At 45.2% G+C, this 16,423-nt stretch carries 17 protein-coding genes; 11 read left to right on the top strand and 6 right to left on the bottom strand.

Annotated elements, in window-relative coordinates:
- Positions 1-6: 6 nt before the first annotated feature.
- The 8 genes from FFF34_010330 to FFF34_010295 all read left to right on the top strand — a co-directional run bounded on the left by FFF34_010330 (position 7) and on the right by FFF34_010295 (position 6,887).
- Positions 7-1,425, top strand: coding sequence for a glycoside hydrolase family 125 protein (locus tag FFF34_010330; protein ID TSD67758.1), 1,419 nt, complete (start codon positions 7-9; stop codon positions 1,423-1,425).
- A 122-nt stretch (positions 1,426-1,547) separates the two neighbouring features.
- Positions 1,548-2,117 carry a Crp/Fnr family transcriptional regulator gene (locus tag FFF34_010325; GenBank protein ID TSD67757.1) on the top strand — a complete coding sequence of 190 codons (570 nt, stop codon included), beginning with the start codon at positions 1,548-1,550 and terminating at the stop codon, positions 2,115-2,117.
- Between the two features lie 77 nt (positions 2,118-2,194).
- The gene (locus tag FFF34_010320; GenBank protein TSD67756.1) at positions 2,195-2,548 is read left to right on the top strand and encodes a hypothetical protein; all 354 of its coding nucleotides are present in this window, start codon (positions 2,195-2,197) and stop codon (positions 2,546-2,548) included.
- A gap of 7 nt (positions 2,549-2,555) precedes the next feature.
- The gene (locus tag FFF34_010315) at positions 2,556-2,930 is read left to right on the top strand and encodes a hypothetical protein (protein TSD67755.1); all 375 of its coding nucleotides are present in this window, start codon (positions 2,556-2,558) and stop codon (positions 2,928-2,930) included.
- Positions 2,931-3,202: 272 nt separating this feature from the next.
- Positions 3,203-4,120: a hypothetical protein gene (locus tag FFF34_010310; GenBank protein TSD67754.1), complete on the top strand. Its 918-nt coding sequence runs from the start codon at positions 3,203-3,205 to the stop codon at positions 4,118-4,120.
- A gap of 28 nt (positions 4,121-4,148) precedes the next feature.
- Entirely contained in the window at positions 4,149-4,847 is a 699-nt protein-coding gene (locus FFF34_010305; protein TSD67753.1) for a hypothetical protein, read from the top strand.
- 23 nt (positions 4,848-4,870) lie between these two features.
- Complete coding sequence (locus tag FFF34_010300; GenBank protein TSD67752.1) at positions 4,871-5,842, top strand: DUF11 domain-containing protein; 972 nt, start codon at positions 4,871-4,873, stop codon at positions 5,840-5,842.
- 103 nt (positions 5,843-5,945) lie between these two features.
- Entirely contained in the window at positions 5,946-6,887 is a 942-nt protein-coding gene (locus tag FFF34_010295) for a type IX secretion system membrane protein PorP/SprF (protein ID TSD68011.1), read from the top strand.
- Between the two features lie 89 nt (positions 6,888-6,976).
- Here the strand turns inward: FFF34_010295 and FFF34_010290 are convergent, their stop codons facing one another.
- Entirely contained in the window at positions 6,977-8,218 is a 1,242-nt protein-coding gene (locus tag FFF34_010290) for a cystathionine gamma-synthase family protein (protein TSD67751.1), read from the bottom strand.
- 106 nt (positions 8,219-8,324) lie between these two features.
- On the opposite strand from FFF34_010290, the gene FFF34_010285 reads away from it, so the two are divergent.
- Positions 8,325-8,975, top strand: a complete 651-nt coding sequence (locus FFF34_010285; protein ID TSD67750.1) for an NlpC/P60 family protein — start codon at positions 8,325-8,327, stop codon at positions 8,973-8,975.
- Between the two features lie 304 nt (positions 8,976-9,279).
- Here FFF34_010285 and FFF34_010280 read toward each other — a convergent pair whose 3' ends face one another.
- Positions 9,280-9,828, bottom strand: a complete 549-nt coding sequence (locus FFF34_010280; GenBank protein TSD68010.1) for a DUF1543 domain-containing protein — start codon at positions 9,826-9,828, stop codon at positions 9,280-9,282.
- Positions 9,829-9,841: 13 nt separating this feature from the next.
- Complete coding sequence (locus FFF34_010275; GenBank protein TSD67749.1) at positions 9,842-11,581, bottom strand: hypothetical protein; 1,740 nt, start codon at positions 11,579-11,581, stop codon at positions 9,842-9,844.
- Between the two features lie 156 nt (positions 11,582-11,737).
- Here FFF34_010275 and FFF34_010270 point away from each other — a divergent pair, with 156 nt between their 5' ends.
- A complete protein-coding gene (locus FFF34_010270) occupies positions 11,738-12,595 on the top strand; it encodes a helix-turn-helix domain-containing protein (GenBank protein ID TSD67748.1) in 858 nt (285 codons plus the stop codon).
- A gap of 53 nt (positions 12,596-12,648) precedes the next feature.
- Positions 12,649-13,191, top strand: a complete 543-nt coding sequence (locus FFF34_010265) for a hypothetical protein (GenBank protein TSD67747.1) — start codon at positions 12,649-12,651, stop codon at positions 13,189-13,191.
- Between the two features lie 139 nt (positions 13,192-13,330).
- Here FFF34_010265 and FFF34_010260 read toward each other — a convergent pair whose 3' ends face one another.
- The 3 genes from FFF34_010260 to FFF34_010250 form a co-directional block, all read right to left on the bottom strand.
- Complete coding sequence (locus FFF34_010260; protein ID TSD67746.1) at positions 13,331-14,932, bottom strand: hypothetical protein; 1,602 nt, start codon at positions 14,930-14,932, stop codon at positions 13,331-13,333.
- A gap of 182 nt (positions 14,933-15,114) precedes the next feature.
- The gene (locus FFF34_010255; GenBank protein TSD67745.1) at positions 15,115-15,492 is read right to left on the bottom strand and encodes a hypothetical protein; all 378 of its coding nucleotides are present in this window, start codon (positions 15,490-15,492) and stop codon (positions 15,115-15,117) included.
- Between the two features lie 407 nt (positions 15,493-15,899).
- The gene (locus FFF34_010250) at positions 15,900-16,328 is read right to left on the bottom strand and encodes a BLUF domain-containing protein (GenBank protein ID TSD67744.1); all 429 of its coding nucleotides are present in this window, start codon (positions 16,326-16,328) and stop codon (positions 15,900-15,902) included.
- Positions 16,329-16,423: the final 95 nt, after the last annotated feature.

Here is a 16,423-nt window from a genome sequence, read left to right as displayed (position 1 = left end):
CATTTGATGCAACGAAGAACATTTATAAAAAGCTCGGGTATATTGGGCTCGGCGGTATTATTAAACCAGGTTCCGGCTTTTGCTAAAGCTGCGGCTTTCCCGGTAGTGCGTATCCCGGCATCGGCCCGTAAGTTTACCAGCAAATCGGTAGAGAAAGCGATAATAGAATTTAAATCGAAAGTGAAGAACCCCGAACTGGGCTGGCTTTTCGAAAACTGTTTCCCTAACACCCTTGATACCACCGTTACCTATAAGCTTACTAATAATAAGCCCGATACTTATGTAATAACCGGCGACATTGATGCCATGTGGCTTCGCGACAGCAGCGCGCAGGTTTGGCCCTACATTGCCTTTATTAATAAAGATGCCGACTTAAAGCAACTGGTGGCCGGTGTAATAAACCGCCAGGTTACCTGTATACTGCGCGACCCTTACGCAAACGCTTTTTATGACGATGCCAACAAGGTAGGTGAGTGGAAAAGCGATGTTACCGATATGAAACCCGGCCTGCACGAGCGTAAATGGGAAATAGACTCGTTGTGTTACCCGATACGCCTGGCTTATAAATACTGGAAACTAACCGGCGATACCTCGCCCTTTGATGCTAACTGGAAACTGGCCATACAAAGCATATTAAAAACATTTAAAGAACAGCAGCGCAAGGATAACGACGGGCCATACTCGTTTCAGCGAAATACCTCGTTTGCAACCGACAGTGTACCTATGAGCGGCTTTGGCTATCCGGTTAAGCCAGTTGGGCTTATTTGCTCGGCTTTTCGCCCAAGCGATGATGCTACTATTTACTCGTTTTTGATACCATCAAACTTTTTTGCCGTAACCAGCCTAAACCAGGCTGCCGAAATGGTGAAGGCCATTGCCAAGGATGATGCCCTGTCTGCACAATTATTGGCCCTCTCGGCTGAGGTAAGTGCCGCCCTGCAAAAACACGCGGTGATAGACCACCCCGAGTATGGTAAAGTGTACGCCTACGAAGTGAATGGTTTTGGTAGTTTTAACCTGATGGATGATGCCAATGTGCCAAGCTTGCTGGGCATGCCTTACCTTGATGCTATAAAAAACACCGACCCGGTTTATATTAACACCCGTAAAATGTTGCTATCGTTAAACAACCCTTTCTTTTTTAAGGGCACAGCAGGCGAGGGTATTGGTGGCCCGCACGTAGGCAAGGATATGATATGGCCTATAAGTATTACGGTGCGCGCACTTACCAGTACCGATGATAACGAGATAAAAGAGTGTATTGAAATGCTGCGCAAAACGCATGGCAACACCGGCTTTATGCACGAGTCGTTCCATAAAAACGATGCTACTAAGTTTACCCGTAAATGGTTTGCCTGGGCCAATACCCTGTTTGGCGAATTGCTTTGGGAAACCTACACCCAAAAGCCGCATTTGCTAACGTAATAAAAAGCTGCCACTGCAGCAACAACCTGATGATAAGCTTACCTGCCCGGTAATAATTTGTTAATACGCGTATAACGCTAAAAAGCAATATATTAGCTTATGTAAGCTTATCATCAGTTAAAATGATCAACACTCTTCAACAACATATTGTTAACCGGCTTGGCGATGATACAGACGGTTTAGATGAGGTGCTAAGCAGCTTTAAGCATCTGCAAGTAAAACGTAATCAGCTTTTATTAAAACAAGGCGAGCAGTGCCATTATGTATATTATATAGCTAGCGGCTGTTTACAGGTTTTTAGTACCGATGATGATTTGAACGAAACCACCCGTGATATAGTAACAGAGGATTATTGGTGTGCCGATTTAATGAGCTTTGGAAGCGGGCAGCCGGCAAACGAAAATATTAGGGCGGTTGAACCATCGGAGCTGTTTGCCATTGACCGAGCTGACTTTGGCCGGCTAATGCAAACCGTACCGCAGTTTGATAAAGTATATAAGCAAATACTCGAGGCATCGTATGCCAACGCGGTTTATCGTATCAACACTTTTGTATCCCTATCGGCTTTAGATCGTATAAAATGGCTGATGAGTTACCGGCCAAAACTAATGGCAAGGCTATCAAGCAAACTTATCGCTTCATACCTCGGTATATCGCAGGAAACATTTAGCCGCCTAAAGGCACATATTTAAAACGTTGACATTTGTCAACGCCTGGTTTGCTCCCGGTTAATGATTTTTACAGTATTAAAAAACTAAAATCATTGATCATGAAAGAGTATTTATTATTATTCAGAAACAGTACCGGTGACGAGGGCTACTTAACCACGACACAAGACATGGCTACCGATATGCCGCTATGGCAGGCATGGATTGGTAACATAGCCATGCAGGGTAAACTGGTATCAACCGCCCCGATGGAATTTGCGGGTGCAAGCGTTACTACTAATAGTGTGGTAAGCCATGCGCACAAAGAGGCTGCCAATGTAATGGTTACCGGATATTTAATATGCCGGGCAGACAGCCCCGAAGAAGTGCAGGAATGGAGTAAAAGCTGCCCTATATTAAAATACCCTAACAGTAGTATAGAGGCGCGCGCATTAATTCCATTCCCCACAAATTAACCCTGCCATGATAGATAATATCACTAAAGCCGGCAGATGGATCTTCCCGCTTTCATTCCTGCTGTATGTAGGGCTGCACTTTGCAATGGCCGACATGGGCGCTTCGTTTTTACCATCATGGTTCCTGTTTCCGTTGTTTTGGAATTACTTTACAGGGGTATGTATACTGCTGTTTATTGTAAGTTGTTTAATTGGTAAATATGATAAGCTGGCCGCTTTGCTAATGGCTTTTTATGTTTTACTGACGATATTTTTAATACACATACCAAGGGCCGCTGATTCAAAAAATGATATGTTAAACATTTTTAGAAATATAATGGTGATAGGCGGGTTGTTATTATATGCTAACTATGCGGCTAAAGACAAGCGGATAGTTAACTAACCTGGTAAATATTTTTGCAATAATAAAGCCCGGCATGCCGGGCTTTATTATTTTATATGCAGTGTTGGAAAAAATCTTCTTGTTAATATTAATAGTATCTGTAAAACTACTTTGACTTTATTAATTTAAAAATTAATAAATAATAACTAAAAAGAAAATATTAATTTATGATTATGTATTTACTTGTTAACAAGTAATGTTAGTAAATAAAATAAACTATTAAGCGATAGTGTCCGTAAAAGGAGGTTATAAATTAACTGCGGACACAAAAAATGACTAAGAAGAATTATAGTATTATAAACTATTATGATTTTTTACGCTGTAAAGGCCTGTTAGGTTGCATTTTTATTTTACCGTTGGTATTTATTTTAATTACCAGTTTTGTTGCCGATAAGCCAAAGCACCGCATAAGCCGCACTATAAAACCTATCCCAAGTGTATGCGGCTCGGTTACCCGTTTATCGGCTTGCGCTACCAGCATGTTATTAAGTGCCGAGCCCAATCAGCCCAACTACACCTGGAGCACCGGGGCAACATCATCATCAATCACGGTTACAACATCCGGCACCTATTGGTGGGAAACCATTGACATGGCCAATAACGAAGTTGCAAATGGCGACTTTAGCAGCGGCCGCACCGGCTTTACCAGTAGCTATACCTATATAGCTCCAACAGGGCGCACCGGGGCCAATGGAGCGCTTACCGCCGAAGGTTACTATACTATCACAACCAACCCGTCTATCTCGCACACCAACTTCGCCTCGTTTCCTGATCATACAGGCAACACAAGCGGTACTCGTAACATGATGGTAGTTAATGGTGCGCCAACAGCAAACGTTACCATCTGGACACAGTCTATCACTGTTACCCCTAATACCGACTACATATTTTCGGTTTGGTTTACTTCTGTAAATCCGGGCAACCCCGGCAAACTCAATTTTTCTATTAACGGCACTGCCCTGGGTAGCCCGATACTTTTAACCAGCGGCACGCCCGACTGGAAAAACTTCACCGTAAGGTGGACGTCGGGCAATAGCACATCGGCAACCATCGGTATCGTAAACCAAAACACCGCCAGCAGCGGGAATGATTTTGCGCTCGACGATATCGTTTTTGCCCCCGTTTGCCGCAATTACTTTGATGTTAACTTATATACAAACCCACCAAAGCCATCTATTACACCCTTATAAAAACTCCTAACCTTTAATTTTTAACACCATGAAGAGACACATTACTTTACTAAAAACATCAGTTGTTATCCTTCTTACGGCATTTACCTTTGTGGCTAAGGCACAAACCGCCGCACCGTTTAACGGGCCAAGCGATGCTACAACAGCCCCGCCAACTACGGCGGCATCGGTAGGGCAGGTATTGTGTTCGGGCAGCCAAATTACACTCAAGGGCCCTGTAGATGCCACAGGCACCATTAAGTACGAGTGGTATAAAGTAAACAGCGCCGGGGTTAAAACTTTAGTGAAAGGCCCTGCTACCGATAATACTTATACCGAAACATCGGCTGCGGCGGGTTACTACACCTATTACCTGGTGCAAATAAACGCCAACGATTGTACGTCAGACATGTCTGACCCTTTCCAGATATATGTGCTGCCGGCACTGGCACCGGTTATTGCAGGCGCAGGCAACGTTTGCGAAAAGGGCCAAACTACCACCAACCTAACCATAACCGGGCTTGATACACGCTTTACCTATACCTACCAATGGACCCGCGAAGGCGTTGACATTGCCACAGGCGGTACACTTGATCACTATCCGGTAACCGAGCAAACAGTGGGTACTTATAAATATGCTGTTAAGGTAGCTTATACACTTAACGCGGCCTGTACCCAAACATCGGCAGATAAGAGCATTGTGGTAGTTGGTGTGCCAACCAAACCGGTAATACAGTTTAACAACTAAGGTAGCGGTATAGCGGCAGGTAAATGAGAATAGGCAGCACAGGGCAAACGTATGCTAAGTGTTATTTAAGCATGTTATTGTTTTTTACAATAACATGCTTAATGCTGCTGCCTTGCGGGGTTATGGGCCAAACAAAAGTACTGTCTATGAAACCCGGCGAAAGCATTACCATACGCACCGGCATAGCCACTGCAGCGGCAGGTTTTCAGTGGTATAAAAATGGCCAGCCCATAAATGGGGCCGTGCACCAGGCATACACTATTACACAACCGGGCAAATATGCGGTGCGTGCCTTTAACTCCGAAGCCTGCCCGTCGGATATATCGGACGAGATAGATGTGCATGTGATAGATAACGTTACCGATATGATGGTGCTAAAAAGGTCGGAGAGCAGGGATGTTGAAGTGGGGCAGCCATTTGAGTACACCTTAACGGTAACCAATAACGGGCCGGTAAAAGCAACCGGGGTACAGCTAAAGGATGCTTTGCCCGATGGGTTGGAGTATATATCTATTAGCAGTGTATCGGCGGGTAGTGCCAATTATGATATGGCATCGCGCGTGCTTACCTGGGATATAGGCAATGTTGAATTGTATGCCAACACCCGGCTAACGCTGCTGGTTAAAGCGCTGGGCAGCGGGCCGGTAACCAACACGGCTACCGTTAACGCGGTAGAAGTTGACCCCGTGCCGGGCAATAACTCATCGTCGGATACGAAGGTGATACAGGGGCTGCATATACCCAATGTGTTTACACCAAACGGCGATGGTAAGAACGATACGTTTGAGATACCCGGCCTGGTAAATTATACCGACAACGATATGATGATTGTGAACCGCTGGGGCAACAGCGTATACCAAAAGAAAGGGTACCATGGAGAGTGGACAGGAGAAGGACTTAACGAGGGAACCTATTTCTACATACTAAAGGTAAAAAACAATAAAGGCGCGTGGGAAAATTATAAAGGCTACATCACCCTGCTGCGTAACAAGTAAATAATATTAAAACATAGAATACGTGAAAGATCTTAAACACTACACAAAGGCACAAAACCAAATTGGCAAAAAAGCGGGCTGGCTAACCGCTGTTTTGCTGTTGATGGCCTTTATTGCAAACGCGCAGCAGGATGCGCAGTTTAGCCAGTATGTTTTTAATGGTTTATATGTAAATCCGGCCTACGCGGGTTACAAGCAAGACACGTACATGAACGCCTTTTACCGGTCGCAGTGGACAGGGCTAGAGGGTGCGCCGCGTACCTTCTCGTTAGCGGTAGATGGTGCCACTGCCGAAAATAAGGTGGGCCTTGGCTTGCTTGTAGCGCAGGATAAGCTGGGTGCGCAAAGTAACTTAGCGGTATATGGCAACTATGCCTATCGCCTGCAAATGGGCGATAACGAAAACAACCGCCTGGCATTTGGCCTGGGCGCGGGCTTTATACAAAACGGTATTGATGGTACCAAGCTAAACCCTTTGCAAAGCGGCGACGAGTATATCCCCACTAATTTTCAGAGCAGCATACTGCCCGATGCGCGGGCCGGGGTGCTGTATACCAACGAGCACTTTTTTGCGGGGTTTTCGGCAGATAACCTGGTGGCGCACTTGCTGGCAGCCAAAAGGGATAAGTCAGTAGCCGTACCTGTGCCGGTACCGCACTTTTACCTAACCGGCGGTGCTATATACACCCTTAACGACCAGGTAAAGCTGCGCCCCTCGTTCCTGATAAAAGACGACAGGGGAGGCCCAACTAGTTTAGACCTTAACCTGTTTATGCTGCTTAACGAAAAAATATGGATAGGCGGTACTTACCGTACAGCTATCCCCTTATACAACAAACCGTACTTGCAAAACAACCTGCAAAAATCAAACGCCTTTGTAGGCCTAGTAGAAATTTTTGCTACCGACAGGTTAAGAATTGGCTATGCCTTCGATTACTCGTTAACGCCGTTGGCCAACTACAGCTATGGCTCGCACGAGCTTTCTATAGGTATATACCTGCGCAAAAGTTACGAGAACACTTCATCTAACAGATGTTACTTTTAATACACCCCTATTAACTTAATATACCCCTATTGACGCAAAAAAGGCCTCAGCGTAATGCTGAGGCCTTCTGCGTTTGTATGTTTTTTTTATTAAACCTTATCAAAGGCCTGGGTAAAATCTTCCAGCAGGTCTTCGTAATCTTCAATACCAACCGATAGGCGTATCATTCCTTCGGGGATGCCCATTTCGGCGCGTTTTTCGGGTCCTAATTCAAAAAATATGGTTTGTGCCACGGGGATGGCCAGTGTGCGGGTATCGCCCAGGTTACTGCTTTTTATTACCACTTGTAAATGGTTTAAAAAAGCAAAAACATCTACGCCATCCTTTAGGGCAAAACTCATCAGTCCGCCATTGTACCTAAACAGTGCTTTGGCCCTGTCGTGCTGGGGGTGGTCTTTTAAGCCGGGGTAGTATACCTTGTTTACTTTAGGGTGCTGGTTAAGGTAGTTGGCCAGGTCGGTGGCGTTTTTGCAGCAGCGTTGCAGGCGCAAAGCAATAGTTTCGGCACCTACCGATAGGTTGTGCGCTGCTTCGGGGGCCAATGTGCCACCGCCATCGCGCAGTCCGCGTTTGCGTATTTGGGTAATGCCCAGCATAGCGGGTTGTATCTGTGCCTTTAAAACGGGGGCAATGCCTGCGTAGGCATCCCAATTGAACAGGCCGGTATCGGTAATGCTACCACCAAGCGCGTTGCCATGGCCGCCAATATATTTGGTAAGTGAATTAACCACCAGCGATGCCTTAACCGTAACCGGCTGAAAAAGGTAAGGCGATGTCATGGTATTATCTACCATATATATCAGGCCTTTTTCTTCGCAAAAATCGCCAATGGCCTGTAAGTCGGCAATTTGGGTGGCGGGGTTGGCAATAGTTTCCACTATTACCATACAAGTGTTGGGCTGGGTGGCCGCTATAATATTATTTACATCGGTAGCATCAACAAACGATATATCAAGGCCCATTTCGGTAAAAGTTTGCAGCACGCTGCGGGTATTACCAAACAGGAATGAACTGGCTATAATGTGGCTGCCCTCTTTAACCAATGCCAAAATAGTAGCGGTAATGGCTGCCATACCGGTAGAGAAGGCTACCGTGGCAAGCCCGTTTTCCATCAAGGTTACTTTGCCCTCTAAGGCGGCAACGGTAGGGTTGCCCTGGCGCGAATAGGCAAAGCCCTTTGCTTTGTTCTGAAACACATTTACCAGGCCCTGCACATCATCATAACCCCAGGTAACCGCGGTGTGTATTGGCTGATGCAAAGCACCAAATTCCGGCTTGCGCAGGCGGTCGGCATGTAGCAGGGTGGTGGTAAATCCTTTTTGCTTACTCATTATTACGGATATTTATAATAAAGCGCAATTGTAAGGTATATGTAGGGAAAAAGCAAAAGCAATTGGCCTTTACTTGATAAATGACGGAGCAAATACAGAAAATATAATGCTAATCTGCTTTGTAAAGCAGTTAATTAGTAAAACTAATAAAAGTTTTATATGTATTAGTAACATGCATTTGTATAGCCGCTGCTTTATTGTTTTAGCTTTTCTGTTTTCGTGTAAAGGGCCCGAGCCCACGTACGTAATTACCGGCAAGGGCGATACCCTGCCCGTAACCCCGCAAAAAGACCTGCCACTGCCGCCAACAGATGCCAACGGGCATTATACCACCATACAAACCGGGCAAACCACCCCCGACGAGTTAATTAGCTTTGCCATATCGCTTACAGGCGTACCTTATAAATATGGCTCTACCGACCCGCAGCAGGGTTTCGACTGCTCGGGCTTTATTACTTATGTGTTTAATCATTTTGGCATACAGGTGCCGCGTACGTCGGTCGATTTTACCTATGTAAACCGAGAAATAAGCCTGCAGGATGCCAAAACCGGCGACCTGGTACTATTTACCGGTACCGATAGTACCATACGCGTAGTGGGCCACATGGGTATTATTATAGCGCGTACCGGCCAGCCGCTTACCTTTATACATTCCACATCGGGCAAAGCCATGGGCGTTACCGAAACGCCGCTAAATACATACTACATGGGCCGTTACGTAAAAACAATAAGGGTTTTTGCAGCGAATGACAGGTAGGTTATTAGTAGCAGCGGCAGTTGCAGGAGCAGTTGCGCAGCATTTGATTACTTACAAATCTCTTCCAACTCTTTATTGTAATCGTTTAACTCGGCTTTAAACTTTTGGTATTTTTGATTTTCGAACATGCCAAACTTGTGCCTTACATCGTCAAGCATTTCTATGGCTTCGGCAAGTAGTTGCTGTAGGTGCTTTATCTCCTTTAAATCTTCCATGGCTGCAAAGTTTACTCAAAAGTATAAAAATACGTTTTAAAATGCTAATATTTTTAGTAAAAATAATAATTTAAATGTTACTCCCGCCCTTACAATTTATCTAATCTAAAGTAGCCCAAATGCAGTTCGTCATCGGGTAGGTTTGGGGCTGGTGTAATTTGCAAATGGTACACGGCCTTTTGGCCGGCCGGCAGCATATCGTTTATTTGGTAAATATCGTCAACATCAATGCCGTACTTATCATCGACATGGGCGTTGGCGCCAGGCATACCGGTAATGGTATTAGTGCGGAAGAATATGTTTTTTTTGGCTTGCTGTATGGCTTTTGCACGGTCGGTTTGTACGGTAAGTACAACGTAGTGCTGCTCTTCCAGTTTGTTGGGGAGGTAGCCACCAAGGTTAATAAAAAACAGCTTTTGGGGGTTGTGGTCAACGTTATCGTCCTTTAAGATCACTTTTACCCGGTAGCCGTCTACACTGTTTACTTCGCGCCAGCCATCAATATGCAGGCTGCTGCCGGTATTACGCCAAAAGGCTTTTATTTGAGGCAACAGATCCTTTAAGTTAGCGGCAATGCCCATAAAATAGTCGTGCTGCTCTACATGCCTGCCCGGCGCGCGCGAACCCAGTAAAAGCATAAAAAGCTTTAAATTATGCGCTGATGGCTGCGGTGTGCTCATTAGGTGTAAATATACATTTAACAATACTGGCCGAAGCAGCTTCGCAAAAATCGAGCCCCGAGTAGTCGGGGTTGTAGCCGCCAATATAGGGCACGGCCATTACATATATACGGTTGTTAAAAGCGCCGTACTCATCAACCACCTGGAAATTATCGTTAATGGTGATGCCCGGCACGTTTAGGTAATAGTTGCCTTTGCCATCGGTATGGGTTTGTTTGCTGCCATTGGTTATGGCCTTAAGCCCTGCGGCGGCAGTATGGTATTTTAAACGTGCCGGGCTAATGGTGCCCTTATTAATAAGGCTTTTGTAAGGGAAATCTTCAAACGACAGGTGGGGCTGGCCCACGCAATCCACAAAGGTTTTAAACCCGGGCGATAGCTCCTTGCCGTCATCATCGGTATAATGGTAAATAATACCACCTGTTTTTACAGGCTCGGTGTAGCTGTCGTCGCCTACCGATACAATATCCAGTACCCCGGCATGGTGCAGGGCCAGCAACTCGGTAACCGAACTTTGGGGTACAAATGCAATAACGATAGAGATAAGCGGCATCAGCGTTTTTTGCAGCCTTTGCATATCCTCGGCCGAAAAATATTTGGCCGGATAATTCATCGCGAAGCTAAGCACCGCCAGCATCTCTTTCCAGTAAACCGACTCTTTGCGTTTAATGGATTTCTCAGCTTCCAGGTATTCGGCTTTAAACAGGTTAAAGGGCTCTACCCGTTCGCGCAGGTCCATTACAAAGGGCACAAAGTCCTCTATTTGCATATCTTTTATCTGCGCGTAAAAATCGGGATCCTTTTGGCTTATCAGCTGTTTAAAGTTTTTTTCGAACACAAAATCTAACGACAGGAAGCCACCATTTTCGGCCTTGTTTTGGCTGATCACTTCGGGGCTAAGTACTGCATCTTTTAGTAAGTGCGAATCCTCTAAATGAAACCGGATGGCCGGCAACAAACCATTGCGCGAGTGCATTATCAGTTTAAATTGGGGGCTGTCATCAGCTAAATGGTAGCTAATGCGTCCATCGGTATTTTTGGTAAAGCTGCCGTTGTGCCTTGCAAGCGTGCGTATAGCATCAATAGCCGTAAGCGACGAACCCTTGATAGCGACAGTATGGTTAGCCTTAAAGCCCAGCTTGGCCGGCGGGTAAGGCGAATCGAAATAGCCGGGTACCGTACCCTCGTGTTTGGCGGGCCAGTTGTGGCCGGTGCAAATGATCACCTGGTCGTACTCAAACCGGCTACCATCGGCAATGATTACCGTTACTGTTTCCTGCTGCGGGTAATCGCTTATATCGGTTACCAGGCTTTCGTAATGTATATGGGTAGCTATGCCTGCCGCTTTGGCCTGTAGCATTAATAGGTGAAACTGCGCCGAAAGGTATTGCCCAAAAAGCAGGCGGGGAAACACCTTATAATCGTTAAAGGCAGCGGCATCAATATTAAAACGGTTCAGCGTATCGCGGGGTACTGTTTTTAGCCATTCGGCCACGGGGGTAACCAGCTCGGGTATCTCGTTGCCCGATACATTGGTAATATGCTCGGTATTGGCGCCATCGGTGCTGTAGGGCATCCCGGCACCAAGCTGGCTCTTTTTTTCAAAGATATCTATGGACACATTTGCGTAGTTGGCATCTACCAGGCGTTTAAACATAAACAGCCCGCTTGGCCCGCCACCTAAAATGGCGATGCGTTTATTGATTTTCAAATATAATATATGGTTAAAGTAACGGCACGATATAAGAATTATTAAAACGCTAAATTGTTTTGAATGAAGGGTTTTTGTCTTATCTACGGGGTGTTTTGTTGAGGCTAAGGTGGCGTACTTAATTTATTTTGTAGCCGCTAATATTATATTTGGGCTATGAAATGGATAACCCGCGAGCGCCCAAAAATTGACCGTATTGCCTGCCCCTGGCTAATTAAGCGGTTTATTGATAAGGATGCCGAAATTATTTATGTGCCCTTTGAACAGGTTTTGCTAAAGGCCGAAGAGCTGGATGCTATTCCGTTTGATTTGCCCGGGGTTGAATACAGCCATTATGATGACCAATGTACCTTTGATTATTTTTTGAAAAAACATAAGCTTAAAGATGTTGCTTTACACCGTATGGCGGCCATTATACGTGGGGCCGATACCGACAGGCTCGACTTTGCACCGCAGGCGGCGGGGCTATCGGCTATATTTTTGGGGCTTTCGCAAAATATTAAAAACGACCACGAGCTGCTGGAACTGGGTATGCAAGTATACGATGGACTATACACCTGGGCCAAGCACCTGCACCAGCAAAAACACACGCAAACCCCCACCGAGCAGTTATTGCTGCAGGTGTATCATAAATATTTAAAGCAAGGCGACGTTAAAAAAGCCCCCCGGTGGACAAAGGAGCTCAAAGAAATGATACAAGACCAGTTAGATACCAATATGTCGTTAAGTTTACAGCAGGTATCAACCGAGCTTGATATTAACCCTTCGTACCTTTCGAGAGAGTTTTCTAAATACTTCGAAAATTTATCCTTTGGCGATTATATACGCAAGTTGCGCATTCAAAAAGCGATGCACCTGATGGATAACACCCCATATAGCTTAACGGAGATTGCCTACCTAACCGGTTTTTCGGATCAGAGCCACTTTACCCGCATATTTAAAAAGCAAACCGGCACCAACCCCTCGGCTTATAAAAAAAATGGCCTTAAAGGTAAAAAGGATACAAATAGTTAAATGCATACAATTTTGGCGTTATATAATTAAGTATTATTGTGCTTATGTATAATATGATGCTTTTTAACCCCGCCAATATTAATATTAAAGGAATTTTGATACGCCTTATATTAATTATAGCCGCCTTAATTGTTTTAATAGAATCGGGCAGTGCCCAAACACCCGCCTACCCACGTGTAATGGGCTATTTTAGTGTGGTGCAACCCATAGGCGCCTGGAACAAGGATGGCTTTACAGGCAACTTTAACAACGTTTATACGATAGGCTTTCCGTTTGGGATGAATATTTTAAAGAGCGATAAGTTTGGGGTAAGCTTTGAGGTAGCCCCCAGCATACGCACCGAAAACCATATAGCTAAGGTAAACAGCGTGCTTTTTCACCCCGGGGCCATGTTCCGTTTTAAAAAGGGCTTTACTTTTATTGGCCGTATGGCGTTTGAAACCAGCGGTCGTTTTGGCTTTACACCGGTATTTAACCAGGTAATAAAACGCGGCAAAGATGCCAACCTGTTTTTATCGGTACCGGTACCCTTTAGGTTTGGCAACAACGTGCCTTCATCAGTAGGTACGGGTTTGCAAATAGGGGTGAGCTTTTAGGATACCTATGATACCTATTGAGGGCCAATATCGAACATCGAATGTCCAATATCGAATAATGAAGTTAAGAAGTTGGATATTCGACATTCAAAATTCATCATTCGATATTACTTATACACTACGCAATTAAGAACAAAAATTACCGCGTTACCAGCGTAACCTGCAATACAGTAGGGTTGGCGCCAAAGCTTGGGCCGCCCCAGTCGGTTTCATCGCCGTTTAGTATGCGCGTTTGTTTAAACTCGCCGTTTTGGTAATACCCTTCGTTTACTTTAAGATATTGCCAGGCTTTGCCCTCGCTTTTGCCTGTAGGCTTAAATGTAGCATGGCTGCCGGTACCTGTCAATAAAAATGAGTTTTCGCCAAGCTTTACTATCATCAGTTTGCCTTTACCGGCGGCATCAGCTGGCAACTCGTTCCCTCGCATTGAGCCAAATGATATAGTAGCCTGCCATGCGCCAAGATCAATAGTTTGCGCGGCATGGTCCTCGTGTTCAATAACGGCTTGTATCTTGCCCTCAAAGCTCCATTTAGCCAGCTCGTTCATCATGCTACCGGCCATTTTATAGTCCAGCGCGTATGGCGCAAGTTTTTTGGTAAAGTCCTCGCGGCTAACCGGGCGGCCATTATCATCAATACCAAATGGCGAAAAGCCTATGCCGCCATGTGCCAGCACATTATACAGGTATTTGGCGTTATCGGCCACTAAGCCTGCTTCGGGCACAAACAGCGCGTTATCGGGCCGGCTGTACAATTCAGTAACCTTTAATACCTTGTCGCTGCCGGTTAGGTAAATATCTGGTGCCAGCAGGTCGATGGCCGGTGCGGCCGCTTTCCATATCGGTATCACGTTATCAGTAGGGCCCCCGCTTTCGTAGGTGTTGGCCATAGGGTTGCCAAAGGGCTCGCGCAGGGCAGCGTTTACATACAGGGGCAGTGAATATTGCGCTTTGCCTGCTGCGGCCACCTGCCCAATAAAACGGGCTATAGACCATGCCTGAAAATACTCGTCGGCGCGGTTGCCAAACACCTGCTGCCAGGTGCCGCCGTTTACAACCGGCACATTTAACTCGTTTAAAATGCCCGGTTTAAGCAGTTCGGCAGGTACGGCACCCTCAAATAATTTTTGAGCGGTTGCCGAGTAGTCGCGCATGCTATCCCATGATCCCGGCTCGTTCTCTACCTGTACCATAATTACAGTGTGGCGGGTATCGGTATTTTTTAAATGGCGCATTATAGCCGTAAATGCCTTTATGTCGGCATCCAGCGTAGCCTGTATATGCGGCGAAGGCGAATCGATAGGGTTGCCTTTTTTACCTGTAATGTTGGGGTATTTGGCGGCATCCTGCTTCATCCATTCGGGCATGTAGTGGTTACTGCCGTTTTTCCAGGTGCCAAACCAAAGCAAAACCAAACGCACATTATGCTGCCGCGATTGGTTGATAAGTGTATCGATGATCGAAAAATTGAACCTGCCGGCCTGCGGCTCTATCTGCTCCCAGTAAATGGGTACCTCCAGGGTGTTGGCATGCATCTCTTTAACAGCGGCCCATACACCGGGCATCAGTGCCGGCCATCCGCTTGAGTTATGCGCCTGCCCGCCTAAAATAAAATAAGGTTTGCCATCTACCAGCAAAGCGTGGCGGCCATCTTTTTGTATAAGTTGGGGTAGTTGGGTACTTGTTTGCGCAAATGATACGGCACCCGCAAACAGTAGCAGGGTTGATAATACTTTTTTCATATTGAAGTAAAGTGGTAATACGTTTTATAACTGGTGGCTATAAAATTATAAGCTTATTAAATACCCCAATGCTAAAAATGATTATATAAATAATATAAATGTTAATGGGCTTAATAGCTATGCCACAGATTTAGAAGCATAACGTAATACCTACGCGTGGAAACAGAAGAATTATGCAGCATTTATACTCCTTTAAGCCGTTTGTCGTCGGTTACAATGCGTTCAATAACCTGGCTGTACAGGCCGGCGCCTTCGTTATTGGCATTTACGTTTATGGCGCCGTAGTTGTTTAACACGTCAACAGCTTCCTGCGCCTCGCGTGCCGATAGGGCATGCACCGTAATTACCGAGCCCTGGCGGGCCAATGTGGCGTAGTGGTCGGCCTTTATCTCATCTTCAAACAGGTGGCTAAAAAATTCGCCTACGCGGTCGGGTTCGTTGGTGTTATCGGCATGGGTATGCATGTCTACACGCTCTTGTGTAAACTGGTTGGCCAGTAAATACGATCCGGCCTCTTCGGCCAGTTTGCTGTCGTCAAAAATACCTATTACTGTTATCATACCTATTGCAATAAACTACGGGCCAAATTGTTTTAGCGCGATGCGGATTTATCCGGGAGTTGCATCATGCCGGTTGTTAATTGATTGGAGCGGGAACGGTTAAGCTATTTGTAAAACCTATCCATTGGATCATTCCAAATATCGGCATAAACAATCAAACTTTTTGTGACACTCTTTTGTCACTGGTAATTTTTGGGATGATGGATGGGTAGGGAGAGCCACCATCCCAAATTTTACTTTTTTATATGGAATTAATTTATATATTAGTGGGAGGGAGGGGAACAAAAAAATGGAAAAAATCCCTGTGTGAGCTGTAATTTTTTGAAAAAAAATGCAAAAGTTTAGCTTAAGTGTGTAATAAACTGTAACCGCAACTAAAAGCTAACCAAAAAAACATCAGCGGCGTTTTAAAATGATTTTAAAAAGTTCAATGCAAACTCGCCCTCCTCAAATTCCTGGCTTGTTATCACCGATTTATCAAGGTGAAAAAATTCTATAAGTTCCGGATGTGCCTCTAAATCAAAGGTTTCAAATTTTAAAGACCAGTCGCTAAAATTGCGTTGGCTGCGCGGGCCTTCGGTAAGTACGGTTACATCGTAATGCCGTGGGTCGGCTGCTATGTTCTCAAATATGCGTTTTACCTCATATTCCGAACCTTCGAGCACTTGCATAAACCTGGCATCAAAATCCTCTCTGAATTCGCCCGCTACATACACTAATTTGCCGGTTATCCCATGGTTGTTATTCCATGCCCGCGATACGGTAAGTAGCTCGTTTAGTTGGTTTTCATTTAAAGCATTTGTAGCTTTGCTCATGTAAATTAAGTAGTAATCCATTGGTTTAAAGTGTGTTATAAATAGTAACAATATTTTGAGACTAGTGTTGCGACAACATGCAGGTAAAATAAATAATTGTTTTTTCTTATATCACA

The organism is Inquilinus sp. KBS0705, from assembly GCA_005938025.2.
GTDB lineage: Bacteria > Bacteroidota > Bacteroidia > Sphingobacteriales > Sphingobacteriaceae > Mucilaginibacter.
This window is presented reverse-complemented; position numbering and strand designations above follow the sequence as displayed.